The following is a 14756-nucleotide window of genomic DNA, read 5'->3' as shown; positions in this document are numbered from 1 at the left end:
GGGAGCCAATGGCTAGTGGCTTGCCCGATCATCGATCACCTGCTGCAGCGCCTGCACGAATTGCCTGACTGCTGGCGTCGCTACCTCCTCGTCGAACGCGAATTCCACGTCGAAGCGGTCAGCGACCTCAGGCAGTGGCACCAGCCGCACGGTCGGCGGACAGACGGTTGACAGGCTTGCGGGGACAAACGCGCAACCCATCCCCGCCGAAACCAGACCGAGCACGGTCGGGATGTCGCTGCCCACCTGGGCCACGCGAGGCGAGAAGCCGGCGCGCTCGCACTGCGTCATCAGGAAGCGATGCTGGGACGAGGACCGCGCCGGATCGAACCAGACGAAGGGCAGATCCGCCACGTCCGCCAGTCGTTTCGGCTGCTTGTGGCGGGCGGTCTGCGATGAAGGCATGGCCAATACGAAGCGGTCGCTGAGCAACACGATGCCAGTCAGATGCGGCGCCTCATGCCGACGCCAGGCCATGATGCCGCCATCCACCTGCCTGTTCCGGATCGCGGCAATCTGCTCCGTCGACAGCATCGGGTCCACCAGAACCTTGACTTCCGGGCACGCTATCCGGAAGGCCCGGAGCACCTCCGTCACGACGGCTGAACTCAGGTAGTTCGGCAACACACCAAGGCGCAGCTCGCCGAGCTGCCCGGCGGCGCAACGCAGGGCGCGATCGCGGCTGGCTTGCAGGTTTGCCAGAAGTTGTGTGGCATCCCTCAGGAAGCTCTCGCCCGCCACGGTGAGTTGCACGCCCCTTGCCTTGCGCGCCAGCAGTGGCGTACCGATGGCCGCCTCAAGTTCGATGATTTGCCGCGACAGGGCTGGCTGGACAATGCCGACGGCACGGGCGCCCGCCACCACGCTGCCGGCCTGCGCTACCGCGATGAAGTAGCGAAGATGCCGCAATTCAATGTTCCGCATACCGTTTCCGCCCATTCATTTCCATACTCATTAAGCATAGCTAGGCTACCTAAATAACATTGGTTTGCATAGCTTCCTGCGACTACGATGGCGCAGCTTCCCGCGTTGCAGGGACGGCTCGCTTTCCACATTTCGCTACCAAACATGACGCTTCACATCAGCACACCTTTTGTACAGTCCCAGCCCAATTCGCGGCGGCTCGGCAAACCGGTCTGGCTAAAGATGGAAGCCGCACAGCCGTCCGGGTCTTTCAAGCTTCGGGGTGTCGGAGCCTTGTGTGAAGCGCGGCACGCCGCGGGCGTACAGCGATTCGTTGCATCTTCAGGCGGAAATGCCGGGCTTGCGGCAGCCTATTGCGGACGCGAACTCGGCGTTCCCGTGGTGGTGGTGGTACCGGAGAGCACACCATCGCGAGCGCGCGACCTGATCCGCCTGGAGGGCTCGGAGTTGATCGTGCGCGGAGGCACATGGGCGGAAGCGCACGAGTTTGCACTGTCCCTGATCGGGCCACGCGATGCCTTCGTGCACCCGTTCGACGATCCGCTCATCTGGCAGGGGCACGCCACGCTGGTGGACGAGATCGCGGCATCCGGGCCGAAGCCAGGCGCCATCGTTCTTGCCGTGGGCGGTGGTGGCCTGCTGTGCGGCGTGCTGGAGGGGCTTCAGCGGAATGGCTGGTCCGACGTGCCTGTGATCGCGGTAGAAACCGACGGTGCGGACTGCTACGCCCGCTCGGTTGCCGAAGGCAGGCCGGTCGAACTCGCACAGATCACCAGCGTGGCGACGTCGCTTGGCGCCAGGCGGCCGTGTGATGGCGCGCTCCGATGGGCGCAGCGTCACGAGATCCAGAGCGTCGTTGTGTCAGACAAACAGGCGGTGGAGGCAGCGATAAGGCTTCTTGACGAACACCGCGTCCTGGTTGAGCCGGCATGCGGCGCAGCCTTGGCGGCATTGGATTGTGACACCCCGGTGCTGCAGGCGGCGTCCAGCATTACCGTGGTGGTATGTGGCGGGGCCACGGTGACGGCACAGCAACTGCTTGACTTTGCTGCAAGGCTGGACTGAGCGGGCTTAAGGTAGCAATTTGGTAAGCTCGGCTACCCGCCGGCGAGATTCGCCCGAATTACCTGGTTCCGGGGATGCCCCTCACGGCCGATTTCTGTCAGCCTGGCGTGATCCGGAGATCGGCCAGTTCCGGTGGTACAGCTAAACTCTGGCCGTGACCGCACCGTACCCAATGAGCCAACCATTGACTGACACCGGCGAATCGGTGTTGCCCGCTCCCTTGCTGGTCGTCGAGGACGAGCCACTGATGCAGACCAGGCTACGCACGATCCTGGCCACGCTCGGCTATGCCGAGGAGGCCTTGTGGTTTGCCGGCAGCCTCGCCGACGCCAATGCGCTGCTAACCGCCCAGCCGTTTGCGATGGTGCTGGTTGACGTCGGGTTGCCCGACGGCAATGGCATCGACCTCATTCGCGCGTTGCACGAGCGCGATCCTGCCTTGCCAACTCTGGTAATCTCGACCTGGAACACGGAGCGCGTCATCGTGAGCGCGCTGCAGGCGGGTGCCACCGGTTACCTGCTCAAGGAGCGCGACGACCTCGAGATTTCCTTGTCGATCCGCAGTGCGCTGCGCGGCGGAGCGCCGATCGATCCTTTCGTTGCCAGGCACATCCTCGATCTGGTCGCCACGACGGCACCATTGCCAGGCGGGGCGCAAATTCATGCGCGCCGATTGGTCGGCGCGTCGCCGCTGAGCGCACGGGAAATCGAAATCCTCTCGCTGGTCGGCAAGGGCCTGACCAATCGGGAGATCGCGGATTTGCTGTCCTTGTCCAGACTGACGGTCGAATGCCACATCAGGAACATATACAAGAAGTTGGCCGTCCACTCCCGCACGCAGGCCGTTTTCGAAGCGCGTGCGCATGGCTTGTTGCGCTGATCTTGGGCGCCACGCTCCTCGCCGGCGCTGCAAACGCGCAGGAAGGGCCGGGCGCCACCGCCTTTACCCGCATAGAGGCTGCCCGATCGACCTGGCAGGGTGATAGCCCGCCGGCGGCGGGCTGGGTCCCAGTGAAGCTGCCGGACGACTGGTCCTCGCGCTGGCCCGATTTCGACGGCGTGGTCTGGTACCGGCTGAGCTGGCAGTGCGCAGATGCAAGCCAACCCACGGCGCTGATGCTCGCTTACCTGAATATGGCGGGGGCGGTTTATCTCAACGGCAGCTTGCTGATGCGTGACGCGAGCCTCGTCGAACCGCTCACGCGAGCCTGGAATACTCCCCGTTATCAGTTGATATCTCCGCCGCTGTTGCGGGAGGGCACCAACACGCTGCTGATTCGCGTCTCGGGGCTGTCGGCATACCAACCCGGCCTTGGACCAGTATCGGTCGCCGACCCGGACCGCCTGCGGGCCGCTTACGAACAGGCCTACCGGCTGCGTCATGACCTGCAGTTGGTCAGCCTTGCAATCACCGTCGCGCTAGGTTGCTTCTTCTTTTCGCTCTGGGTGATGCGCCGGCAAGAAGTGACCTACGGATGGTTCAGCCTGATGTCGCTGGCCTGGTGGTGGGTGGCGCTGAATCAGGTGGCGACGAGCACCTGGCCGTTTGCCAGTACCGATGCCTGGGGGCGCGCAAATATCATCGCGCTGCTCATCTACAGTGCTGCCTTCACGATGTCCATGGTGCGCTTCTGCGAACGGCGCCTGCCGCGCATCGAAGCGGTGCTCTGGACGCTGGTAGTGTTGGGCGCCGCCGTCATGCTCGGGGCGCCGCACGGTTACCTGACCGACGTGCGCAACACGCTGACGGTGGGACTGGCGTGCAATTTTTTCGCGACGTGCCTCGTATTTCTCTGCTTTGCCGGGCGCAGTGGTCGCACCGACCATCGCATCCTCTCGTTTTGCATTGCAATTTTCCTTGTCGCCGCGGTACACGACCTGCTGAGCTTTCTTGGCATCCTCGAGGACAACCTCTACTACGCGGCCCTCACTTCGCAGTTCCAGATGATCGCCATGGCGCTGGTGCTGGCCTGGCGCTTCGTCGCCAACCTGCGCCGCATTGAACGATTCAATGACGAACTGCACTGCAAGATCGACGCGGCCAAGGCGGAGCTCGCAGCCAACCTGGATCGCCAGCGCGAGTTCGAAGTCGCCAATGCGCGGCTCAGTGAACGGCTCAATCTCGCACACGACCTGCACGACGGGCTCGGCGGCACGCTCGTCAGCGGAATTGCGACACTGGAGCGCATCCCTCACGACATCCCGCCAGGCCAGGTCCTGTCGATCCTCAAGGAGCTGCGCGACGACCTGCGCATCATCATCGATACCACCTCCAGCCAGCAGTTTGGCGAGCACGCGCTGGCAGGTCAGATCGTGCCGCTGCGGCACCGTCTTACGCGGCTGTTCGAGAGCCACGACATCGAGTGCCGGTGGCAGCTCACTGGCCTCGATCAATGCTATCTGCCGACTTCGCAAATTCTTGATGTCATGAGGACCTTGCAAGAGGCGCTGACCAATGTGCTGAAGCACAGCAAGGCGAGTCGCGCGGACGTCGTCCTGCGCAATGATGCCCGGGGGCTGGAGCTGGTTGTCAGCGACAACGGAATGGGCTTCGAACCCGCCGCCATCGAACGGCATCCGGGCACCGGCATGCGCAGCATGCGCGCGCGTACCCGGCGTCTTGGCGGGACGCTCAGCGTGCGATCCACAGGGGAGGGGACAATGCTGACCGTGCGTATCCCAATCGCGGCCGACACCCTTGGATCACCACTTGACCTGCAGCCCGGCCGATCCAATGATCGAGTTCCTGACCCTGGCATTACCCCCCGTGGCCCAAAGCCTGCCGGCTTCGCCATAGAGACTGATCCTCCGGTTCAGGGCCAAGGTTAGGCCGCCGGCGAGACGAACATAGTCAATGTTGAACGGGCTGCGGATGCATTCGAACCCTCGAAGCCGGGTGCAGGTCGTTCGCTGACGATCCCACGGCCAACTTCCGTAGACGACCCAGAACGGCCAACCGATTGGTCGTGGTAGAGTCGACCATCATTTCTTATCGTGTAGCCTTATGTCGCCACCCGTTGAGATTCCGGCAATTGTTCCCGCGCAAACCGCGCTGGTGGTCATGCATTATCAGACCGACATCCTGGCGCTATTTCCCTCGGTCGCGCCCACTCTGCTCTCCAACACGCGCAAGCTGTGTGACGCCGCGCGGGCCAGGGGCGTCAGCGTTTATTTTGCCAAGATCCACTTTGCTCCAGGCTATCCGGAAGTCAGTCCGTTGAACCGGAACGGGCAGGGAATCAAGCAGCTTGGTCTTTTCGTCGACGACCAGATCTCGCCGGAACTCGGCCAGCAGGCCACCGAGCCGCTGATCATCGCGCATCGCGCCAGCGTGTTCTTTGGTACTGACCTGCAGGTACGGCTTTCCGCGCAGGGTATCGATACCCTGCTCATGGTGGGCATTGCTTCGACCGGTGTGGTGCTGTCGTCGGTCGCCTATGCGAGCGATGCGGACTTCCGGCTATTCACGGTCAAGGATTGCTGCTACGACCCGGATCAGGTCGTGCACGACCATCTCTTTTCAACGGCGTTCGATTCGCGCACAACGGTGCTTTCGCTCGCTGATGCCTTGCGCTTGCTTGCCTAGCATTTCGACCTGCCAGGAGTGCCGCCGCGCCATCTCTCAGGCAGACGGGAAGAGCAGATGATCGGTCAGGTTGCCCTTCAGATCGAGCATCGAATAATTCCGGCGGCTGAAGCGCCAGCGTCCGTCGACCTTTTCGAAGGCGTCATGATAGCGACCGGCCGCAATCACCTGCAGCGCGATTCGGTCGGATGCCTGAAGGACCGTGTAGTACGATCTGACGGTAGCTGTCAGCTTGCCCGAAGCAATCTCAATGATCGGATTGCTGATGACATGCCGGGTTCTGGGCGTTCCATCCGCATGCAATTTCACATAGGCTTGCCAGAGCTTGAGCATGGCCTCGGAACCTCGCAGCACTGCATCTCCGGTGTCGATCTCTGCATGCTCGAACAGTGGGCGACCCCAGGCAGATCGCCGGCGTCCATGCGCTCGGCATAGATGTAGAGGAGATTGGCAAGCTGCACGGCATCCTCGGTCATCGACTCGTCTCCGGTGGTTTGCGAGGATTAAAGCAGTCCGGCGCTACTCCGGCATCGTCCGCTTGGAGTACGAAGCCCTTACCCCATCCCCACCACACTGGACAGCAACATCTTCACCAGCAGCGCCTGCCGCGTCGCCCCGGTCTTGGCAAAGATGCCCCGCAGGTGCGCCCGTGCCGTGTTCTTCTTGATGCCGAGCCGCATCGCGGCTTCGTCCAGCGTCAGCCCGTCGACCATCAGCAAAGCCAGTTCGATCTCGGTCGGGGTCAGGTGGAACAGCTTGCGCAGGTTGGCGTGGGTGTTGCGCGGCGATCCCGCCGGGTCGCGGATGAACACCGCCACCGCGGGTCGGCGCGACTTGTCTTCGCTGCGATAGCTGAGCGGGACCGGCCGCACCAGCACGCTCAGGGGTGTGGGCGCGGCGGGGCGGCTCAGCGTGGTGACTTCGCTGCGCGGTGCGGCCAGCGCGTGGGCCTGGGCCGCGCCTTCCAGGATCTTGCGGAACCTGCGGTTTTCCACCGGGCAGTGCGCGTGCAGTGCGCCGTCTGACAGGTAGAGGCCGTCGCGCGCCTGCAGCAGGCGGCCGGCGACGTCGTTGGTCCGGATGGTCCTGCCGTGTTCGTCCAGGATCACCGTGCCGACCTGCAGCCGGTCGACGGCGTCCGCGTACAGGGACCGTTCGGATGCAAGCACGTCGAGCGCGGCATGCAGGTCCACTGCGCGCTTCAGGTGCGGCAGCAGGCCGTGCAGCAGTGCCTTGTCGGCCTCGCCGAAGTCCTGTCCCGCGTGGACGCGGCTGATGAACAGCGCGCATTCCACGCCGTCGGGCGTGACCAGGTTGGCCGCCAGGATATAGCGCAGGCCCAGCGGTTGAAGGTATTGCGTGTAGAAGGGGTGTGCCAGCCAGCCGGCTTCGCCAAACAGTTCGTCGGCGCTGAAGAGCCGGTCCGGGTGCAGGTCCAGGAAGGGGCACAGCGCGTAGTACTGCTCGCTGTACGAGGGCTCGCCCGGCAGGTGCGGGCCGTAGTCGGAGGCATTGACGATCAGGCCCGGCCGGTCGGTGGCAGGGTGGCGCAGCACCAGCGTGACGAAGGCGGCGCCCAGGCGCTGGCGCACGCTTTCCAGGAAGCCGGCCCAGGGCATGGCTTCGGTCGGGCCCTGGTAGAGCTGGGCGAGCAGGGCGCTCAGCTCGGCGGCGGGCAGGGGGGCTGGCAGCATGATGGCGGTCCGTCGGATCGTGGCAACAGTCAAAAGCGCGAATCTCGCCCCTGATTGCTGACAAAACCCGCATGCCGCGGGTTTGCTCCCCTCTCCCGCTTGCGGGAGAGGGGCCGGGGGAGAGGGCAGGCATTGGCAGTATCGACAGCCTGCACTTCGTCGACACACCGGCCCTCTCCCCAACCCTCTCCCGCAAGCGGGAGAGGGAGCACACAACTGGTCATTCAGACTCAATGGCACTTGGCAAGCTTGTCAGCACTCCGAGACGCAAATCCCGCCGTTCCCATCGTACCGACCCCGTCCGTCGCCTCATCGTCCGTTCGGCCTAGGGCTTCTCCCGCAGCCACGCCACGATCCGCTCCGCCGCCTGCTCCGCGGTGTCGGCGGTAGTGTCGATGCGGATCTCGGGCCGCTCGGGCGGCTGGTACGGCGAATCGATGCCGGTGAAGTTCTTCAGCTCGCCGCGCCGCGCCTTGCGGTACAGGCCCTTGGGGTCGCGTTGCTCGGCCACCGCCAGCGGCGTGTCAATGAAGACTTCGACGAAATCGCCGTCGCCGGCGAGCGCGCGGGCCATCTCGCGTTCCGAGCGGAACGGCGAGATAAAGGACACCAGCACGATCAGGCCCGCATCGAGCATCAGCCTTGCCACTTCCGCCACGCGCCGGATGTTCTCGACGCGGTCGGCCTCGGCGAAGCCCAGGTCCTTGTTCAGGCCGTGGCGCACGTTGTCGCCGTCGAGCAGGTAGGTGTGGTGGCCCAGCGCGTGCAGGCGCTTTTCCACCAGGTTGGCGATGGTGGACTTGCCCGCGCCGGAGAGCCCGGTGAACCAGACGATGCGCGGCGACTGGTGCTTGAGCGCGGCATGGGCGCGGCGGTCCACGTCGATGGCCTGCCAGTGCACGTTCTGCGCCCGGCGCAGCGCAAAGTGCAGCATGCCGGCGCCGACCGTGTTGTTGCTGAGACGGTCGATGATGATGAAGCCGCCCAGCTCGCGGTTGCGCGCGTAGGGATCGAAGGCCACCGGCTGGTCCAGGTGCAGGTTGCACACGCCGATCTCGTTCAGCTCCAGCGTGCGCGCGGCCAGGTGTTCGAGCGTGTTGACATTGACCTTGTACTTGGGCTGCGCCACGGTCACGCCCACGGTGCGCGTGCCGAGCTTGAGCAGGTAGGGGCGCCCGGGCAGCATGGCGTCCTCGTTCATCCACACCAGCGTGGCCTCGAACTGGTCGGCCACTGCCGGCGGGTCTTCCGGGCAGGCCAGCACGTCGCCGCGGCTGATGTCGATCTCGTCCTCCAGCGTCAGCGTCACCGCCTGGCCGCGCATGGCGTGCTCGCACGCGCCGGCGGCGCCGACGATGCCGGCCACGCGGCTCTCGCGGCCCGAGGGCAGCGCGCGCACGCGGTCGCCACGGCGGATCTCGCCGGCGCTGACGGTGCCGGCAAAGCCGCGGAAGTCCAGGTTGGGCCGGTTGACCCACTGCACCGGCAACCGGAACGGTTCGCCTTGCACGGGCGCGTTGTCGATCGGCACGTTCTCCAGGTGGGCCATCAGCGTCGGGCCGTGGTACCACGGGGTATTGGCGCTGGGCTCGGTGATGTTGTCGCCGCGCAGGGCCGACATCGGAATGCAGGTGATATCGGTCAGGCCGATCTGCCGGGCGAACTCCCGGTACTCGTTCTCGATGCGCGTATGGACCTCGCGCGAGTAGTCGACCATGTCCAGCTTGTTGACGGCCAGCACCACACGGCGAATGCCAAGCGTGGCCACCAGGTAGCTGTGGCGGCGCGTCTGGGTCTGCACGCCGCGGCGCGCATCCACCAGCAGGATGGCCAGGTCGGCGGTGGAGGCCCCGGTGACCATGTTGCGCGTGTACTGTTCGTGCCCGGGCGTGTCGGCGACGATGAACTTGCGCTTGTCGGTGGCGAAGAAGCGGTAGGCCACGTCGATGGTGATGCCTTGTTCGCGCTCCGCGGCCAGGCCGTCCACCAGCAGCGCGAAGTCGAGGTTCTCGCCCTGCGTGCCCATTTTCTTCGAGTCGGCCTCCAGCTGGGCGAGCTGGTCTTCGAACAGCATCTTGGATTCATACAGCAGCCGGCCGATCAGCGTGCTCTTGCCGTCGTCGACGCTGCCGCAGGTGATAAAGCGCAGCAGGCTCTTGTTTTGCTGGGCGCGCAGGTAGTGGGCGATCTCGCCCGAGGTGCCGGTGGCTTGCGCGGCGTCCTGCGCAAGCGCGGGCGCGGTGTCGATCAGGGTTTCCATCAGAAGTATCCCTCCTGCTTCTTTTTTTCCATCGATCCGGCCGAGTCGCTGTCGATCAGCCGTCCCTGGCGCTCCGAGGTGGTTGCCAGCAGCATTTCCTGGATGATGCCGCCGAGGGTGTCGGCCTCGCTCTCGATCGCGCCGGTGAGCGGGTAGCAGCCCAGCGTGCGGAAGCGCACCTTGCGCAGCTGCGGCGTTTCTCCGGGGCGCAGCGGCAGGCGCTCGTCGTCGACCATGATCAGCGTGCCGTCGCGTTCCACCACCGGGCGCTCCTTGGCGTAGTAGAGCGGCACGATGGGGATGTCGTTCAGGTAGATGTATTGCCAGATGTCCAGCTCGGTCCAGTTGGACAGCGGGAACACGCGCAGGCTTTCGCCCTTGCGCTTGCGGGTGTTGTACTGGCGCCAGAGCTCGGGGCGCTGCATCTTCGGGTCCCAGCGGTGCTGGGCGGTGCGTACCGAGAACACGCGCTCCTTGGCGCGCGACTTTTCCTCGTCGCGGCGCGCGCCGCCGAAGGCGGCGTCAAAGCCGTAGTGGTCCAGCGCCTGCTTCAGGCCCTGGGTCTTCCACACGTCGGTATGGACGGCGGAGCCGTGCTCGTGCGGGCTGATATTGCGCGCCAGCCCTTCAGGGTTGACATGCACGCGCAGGTCCAGGCCAAGCCGCGCGGCGGTCTGGTCGCGGAACGCGATCATCTCGCCGAACTTCCATGTGGTATCGACATGCAGCAGCGGGAACGGCGGCCGCGCGGGATGGAAGGCCTTCATGGCAAGGTGCAGCATCACGGCGCTGTCCTTGCCGATGGAATAGAGCATGACGGGGTTTTCGCATTCCGCCACCACCTCCCGCATGATGTGGATGCTCTCCGCCTCCAGTTGCTCCAGGTGGGTCAACATCGGGATCTCCTCTTGGTTTGCCGGCGCCGTGCAGGGATGTCGCGGCGGTCTGGCATGGGCACAAGGTAGCGAGCCGGGGCCCTTCGCCACTTCGTCCGGGCGGACTAAGAAATCGCGGGACGCGGCGCGCATTTCCTAGTCCACCCGGACGAGGCTGGGGCGGCCCCGCGCTCGGTATCGTTGCTTCGCCGACGAACCACGGGAGCAGGCAGATGGCGAACTCCGCCGAAGAACAATTGCTGAGCGGCCAGACCTGGGCCGAGTTTTGCGAGGTGCTCAAGCGCAGCGGGCAGCAGATCCTGCGCCCGGAGGCCCCCTCGGACGCGCTCACGCGCGCCGAGGGCTTCCGCTACCTGAGCCGCCTGCTGCGCATTGCGCTGGAGATGCATGTGGAATTTGCCGATCCGGCGTTTCCCGGCTTCTTCTCGCCGTCGCACGAAACCGCCAAGATCGGCGCGGACAATCCGGACAACCTGTACCGATACGCACGCCTGGACGGCAGTGCCGAGTACCGCATCCGCGGCCGGCGCGGCACGGTGGCGTACCTGAGTTTCGGCACGCAGAAGGGCGGCTATGAAACCGACGGGCGCATGGTCCAGACCGGCTTTCTCGACAGCAACAAGCTGGCAGTGGCGGCCGATGGCAGTTTCGAGATCGCCCTCAGCGCGCGCCAGCACGAAGGCAACTGGGTGCGCATGGAGCCGGGCACCAACGCGCTGGTGGTGCGGCAGACCTTTATGGACCGCAAGGCCGAGACCCCGGCCGAACTGCACATCGAGCGCCTCAATGGCAGCGACAAGCCGCCCGTGCTCGACGCTGAACGCCTGCATGGCGGCCTGCTGCGCGCCGCTGGCTTTGTCGAGGGGACCGCGCGCATCTTCGCCGACTGGGCCCAGGGCTATGGCGGCCATGTCAATGCGCTGCCGCCCGCCGACCAGGCCGTATGCCAGGCGGCCGGCGGCGATCCCAACATCTTCTACTACCACTCCTGCTGGGCGCTGGCGGACGACGAGGCGCTGGTGGTCGAGGTGGACCGGGTGCCGGCCTGCGATTTCTGGAACTTCCAGATCAACAACTACTGGATGGAGTCGCTCGACTACCGCTACCACGACATCTGCCTGAACAAGCACAGTGCCCGCCTGGATGCCAACGGCGGCGTCACCGTCGTCCTCAGCGCGCGCGATCCGGGCCTGCCCAACTGGCTGGAAGCCGCGGGCCACCGCAACGGCACCATGTGCTGGCGCTGGGTGGGGGCGGCGCAGCCGGTGCATCCGCGCACGCGCGTGGTCAAGCTTGAATCGCTCAGGAATGAATGCCGGGAGAACGCATGAACACCATCGCATCCGACCACACCGCAGTGCTTGACGTGGAGCGACTGCTGGCACAGGCCAGCGCACAGTCCGGCGGACTGACTGACTTTGGCCCGGGCGATTACCGCGAGGCGCTGGCGGTGCTGTCCGACTCGCTTGCGCGCGAAGCCGGGCTGTCGCCGCAGGGCGCGCAGATGCTGCAAGGCAAGCTGCAGGCGCAACTGGTGAACCGGCTGGTGATCCAGGACTACTGCCGGCGCCATCCCGAAATCCTGGAAGAGCGCGTCGACGATCCGCTGGTGATCGTCGGCCTGCCGCGCACCGGCACCACGCTGCTGCAGCGCATGCTGGCCACGGACGCGCGCTTCCACTCGGCGGCGTGGTGGGAAACGCGCTACCCGGCGCCGCTGCCCGGCGAGGACGTGCGCGATGCCGGCCGGCGCATCGGGCTGGCGCGCGAGGAGGTGGCGCAGATGATCCGCTTTATCCCGGACATCCTCGCCATCCATCCGCTCGACGCGATGGCGGCCGACGAGGAATTCATGCTGATGGAGCATTCCTTCCTGTGCGCGATGGATTCCTACGCCAACGTGCCGTCCTATACCGACTGGCTGGCGCGCCAGGACCACACCCAGGTCTATGCCTACCTGAAGACCATGCTGCAGTTCCTGCAGTGGCAGAAGCGGCAGCGCGGCGAGCCGCCGGCGCAGCGGTGGGTGCTGAAGACGCCGCAGCACCTGCATACGCTGGAAATCCTGTTCCGGGTCTTCCCCGGCGCGCAGGTCGTGCTGACCCATCGCGACCCCGCCCAGACCATTCCGTCGATGGCCAGCATGGCGCATACGCTGTGGAAGCTGTACGCCGACGCGCCCGATGCCGCCACGGTGGGGCGGCAGTGGAGCGGGCAGATGCAGCGCGCCACCGCCCATGCCATGACGGTGCGCGACGGGCTGCCTGCCGATTGCTTCCTCGACGTGCGTTTCGAGGATACCGTGCGCGATCCCTTCGGCGTGGCGCAGGCGGTCTACCGCTTTGCCGGCATGCCGCTGACCGAGTCCGCGCGCGCCGGCATGTGGGCATGGATGGAGGGCAACCCGCGCAACCAGCGCGCGGCGCACGCCTATACGCTGGAGCAGTTCGGACTGAGCCAGGAACAACTGGAACGCGATTTCGCCGGCTACCGCGCACGGCACATCCTGAAGCAAAACTAAGACTGCGCACTGCGCATCACAGGAGACAACACCATGCTGTTGAAAGACAAGGTCGTCATCGTGTCGGGAATCGGTCCCGGGCTGGGCGTCAAGCTGGCCGTTGAGGCGGCGCGCGAAGGCGCCCGCGCCATTGCCATCGCCGCGCGCACCGCGGCGAAGCTGGACGACGCCCAGGCCCGCATCGATGCACTAGGCGCCGACTGCGAAGTGCTCAAGGTGGTGACCGACATCACCGACCGGGCCCAGTCCCGGCACCTGGCCGGCGAGACCATGCGCCGCTTCGGCCGCATCGATGCGCTGGTCAACAGCGCCTTCCAGCACGGCAACTTCCCCGAGCCGGTGGAAGCGGCCGACCTGGATGTCTGGCGCCAGGTGTTCGACACTAACGTGTTCGGCACCATGACGCTGACGCAGGAAGTGGCGGCGCTGATGAAGCCGCAGGGCGGCGGCGCCATTGTCATGATCAACACCCAGGCCACGCGCAAGCCGATGCCCGGCGAATCCGGCTACGCGGCGTCCAAGGGCGCGCTGGCGGTGGCGGTCAAGTACCTGGCGCGCGAACTGGGCCCGCATGGCATCCGCGCCAACAGCATCTTCATGGGCTGGATGTGGGGCGAGCCGGTGCAGGGCTATGTGCGCCACGCTGCGGCCGAGCAGGGCGTGAGCGAGGACACCGTGATCGCGCCGGTGACCGCGCAGATTGCGCTGGGCCGCATGCCGACCGACGACGACTGCGCGCGCGCTGCGCTGTTTCTCGTGTCAGACTACGCCAGGGCCATCACCGGCGCTTCGCTCGATGCCAACGGCGGCGATTTCATGCCCTGAGTCCTGACCACACCAATGACACGCTACTTTGCCTTCAACGGCGACGCCGACGGCCTGTGCGCCCTGCAGCAGCTGCGCCTGGCGCAGCCCGGCGACGCCACGCTGGTCACCGGCGTCAAGCGCGATATCCGGCTGCTCGAGCGCATCGACGCCGGGCCCGGCGATACCGTGACCGCGCTGGACATCTCGCTGGAGCAGAACCGCGATGGCCTGATGCGGCTGCTCGGCGCCGGTGCGCGGGTGGACTACTTCGACCACCACCATGCCGGCGAACTGCCCGGGCATGCCGGCCTGTGCGCGCATATCGACGAGGGGCCGGAGGTTTGCACCAGCCTCCTGGTCGACCGCCACCTGGACGGCTGCCACCGGCGCTGGGCGATCACCGCCGCGTTCGGCGACAACCTGGGCAGCGTGGCGCGCGCGCTGGCGGCGCAGGCCGGGCTGGGCGAGCGCGAAACCGCGGTGCTGGAACAGCTGGGCACGTGCCTGAACTACAACGCCTATGGCGAGTGCGTGGCGGACCTGCATTTCGATCCCGCCGAGCTGGCGCGGCACATGCTGCCGTTTGCCGACCCGCTGGCGTTCGCCGCGCAATGCGGGGCCTATGCGGTGCTGTGCGACGGCTATGCGGACGACATGGCCCGCGCGCGCCGCCTGGCGCCCGCGCACGAAGTGCCCGGCGCCGCGCTGCTGGTGCTGCCTGACGCGCCGTGGGCCCGGCGCGCGATCGGCGTGCTGGCCAATGAACTGGTGCGCGGGCGGCCCGGCGACGCCATCGGCCTGCTCTCGCCGAAGTCCGGCGGCGGCTTTGCCGTCAGCGTGCGGGTGCCCGCCCACAGCGCCACCGGGGCGGCCGATTTCTGCCGCGGCTTCGAGACCGGCGGCGGCCGGCGCCTGGCAGGCGGCATCAACCACCTGCCAGACGCCGAAGTGGAGCGCTTCACGCGCTGCTTTGCAGATTGCTTCGGTCCCCGTTCCTGATAAT

General features: G+C 66.0%; 13 protein-coding genes. 8 read left to right on the top strand and 5 right to left on the bottom strand.

Annotation, left to right across the window (positions count from 1 at the left end):
- Positions 1-12 precede the first annotated feature (12 nt).
- Complete coding sequence (locus C265_RS30370) at positions 13-924, bottom strand: LysR family transcriptional regulator (RefSeq protein ID WP_010814017.1); 912 nt, start codon at positions 922-924, stop codon at positions 13-15.
- A 144-nt stretch (positions 925-1068) separates the two neighbouring features.
- Between C265_RS30370 and C265_RS30365 the strand changes: the two genes are divergently transcribed.
- From C265_RS30365 to C265_RS30350, 4 genes are all read left to right on the top strand, one after another.
- Positions 1069-1989 carry a pyridoxal-phosphate dependent enzyme gene (locus C265_RS30365; protein WP_037025793.1) on the top strand — a complete coding sequence of 307 codons (921 nt, stop codon included), beginning with the start codon at positions 1069-1071 and terminating at the stop codon, positions 1987-1989.
- 172 nt (positions 1990-2161) lie between these two features.
- A complete protein-coding gene (locus tag C265_RS30360) occupies positions 2162-2869 on the top strand; it encodes a response regulator transcription factor (protein WP_011616706.1) in 708 nt (235 codons plus the stop codon).
- Between the two features lie 2 nt (positions 2870-2871).
- A complete protein-coding gene (locus C265_RS30355; RefSeq protein WP_037025774.1) occupies positions 2872-4818 on the top strand; it encodes a 7TM diverse intracellular signaling domain-containing protein in 1947 nt (648 codons plus the stop codon).
- Between the two features lie 175 nt (positions 4819-4993).
- On the top strand, positions 4994-5575 hold the full coding sequence (locus tag C265_RS30350) for an isochorismatase family cysteine hydrolase (protein WP_010814013.1): 582 nt from the start codon (positions 4994-4996) through the stop codon (positions 5573-5575).
- 36 nt (positions 5576-5611) lie between these two features.
- On the opposite strand, the gene C265_RS30345 is transcribed toward C265_RS30350, so the two are convergent.
- The 4 genes from C265_RS30345 to cysD form a co-directional block, all read right to left on the bottom strand.
- Positions 5612-5929 (bottom strand): nuclear transport factor 2 family protein, encoded by a 318-nt coding sequence (locus tag C265_RS30345; protein WP_010814012.1) that lies wholly within the window; start codon positions 5927-5929, stop codon positions 5612-5614.
- Positions 5930-6129: 200 nt separating this feature from the next.
- Positions 6130-7269, bottom strand: coding sequence for a helix-turn-helix transcriptional regulator (locus C265_RS30340; RefSeq protein ID WP_010814011.1), 1140 nt, complete (start codon positions 7267-7269; stop codon positions 6130-6132).
- 325 nt (positions 7270-7594) lie between these two features.
- Complete coding sequence (gene cysN, locus C265_RS30335) at positions 7595-9529, bottom strand: sulfate adenylyltransferase subunit CysN (protein WP_010814010.1); 1935 nt, start codon at positions 9527-9529, stop codon at positions 7595-7597.
- A complete protein-coding gene (gene cysD, locus C265_RS30330) occupies positions 9529-10425 on the bottom strand; it encodes a sulfate adenylyltransferase subunit CysD (protein WP_010814009.1) in 897 nt (298 codons plus the stop codon). Before cysD ends, cysN begins: the two co-directional genes overlap by 1 nt.
- Before the next feature lie 212 nt (positions 10426-10637).
- Between cysD and C265_RS30325 the strand changes: the two genes are divergently transcribed.
- From C265_RS30325 to C265_RS30310, 4 genes are read left to right on the top strand one after another with little or no spacing between them, the layout of a single operon-like run.
- Positions 10638-11756, top strand: a complete 1119-nt coding sequence (locus tag C265_RS30325; protein WP_010814008.1) for a DUF1214 domain-containing protein — start codon at positions 10638-10640, stop codon at positions 11754-11756.
- The gene (locus tag C265_RS30320; protein WP_010814007.1) at positions 11753-12946 is read left to right on the top strand and encodes a sulfotransferase; all 1194 of its coding nucleotides are present in this window, start codon (positions 11753-11755) and stop codon (positions 12944-12946) included. The genes C265_RS30325 and C265_RS30320 overlap by 4 nt, the downstream gene beginning before the upstream one ends.
- Before the next feature lie 33 nt (positions 12947-12979).
- The gene (locus C265_RS30315) at positions 12980-13771 is read left to right on the top strand and encodes an SDR family oxidoreductase (protein ID WP_010814006.1); all 792 of its coding nucleotides are present in this window, start codon (positions 12980-12982) and stop codon (positions 13769-13771) included.
- Between the two features lie 15 nt (positions 13772-13786).
- Positions 13787-14752: a hypothetical protein gene (locus tag C265_RS30310; protein ID WP_010814005.1), complete on the top strand. Its 966-nt coding sequence runs from the start codon at positions 13787-13789 to the stop codon at positions 14750-14752.
- The last annotated feature ends 4 nt before the right edge of the window (positions 14753-14756 follow it).

Origin of the sequence: Cupriavidus sp. GA3-3 (genome assembly GCF_000389805.1) — a bacterium.
Lineage (GTDB): Bacteria > Pseudomonadota > Gammaproteobacteria > Burkholderiales > Burkholderiaceae > Cupriavidus > Cupriavidus necator_D.
The sequence above is the reverse complement of the archived record's forward strand: the minus strand, read 5'-3'. Positions and strand labels throughout refer to the sequence as shown.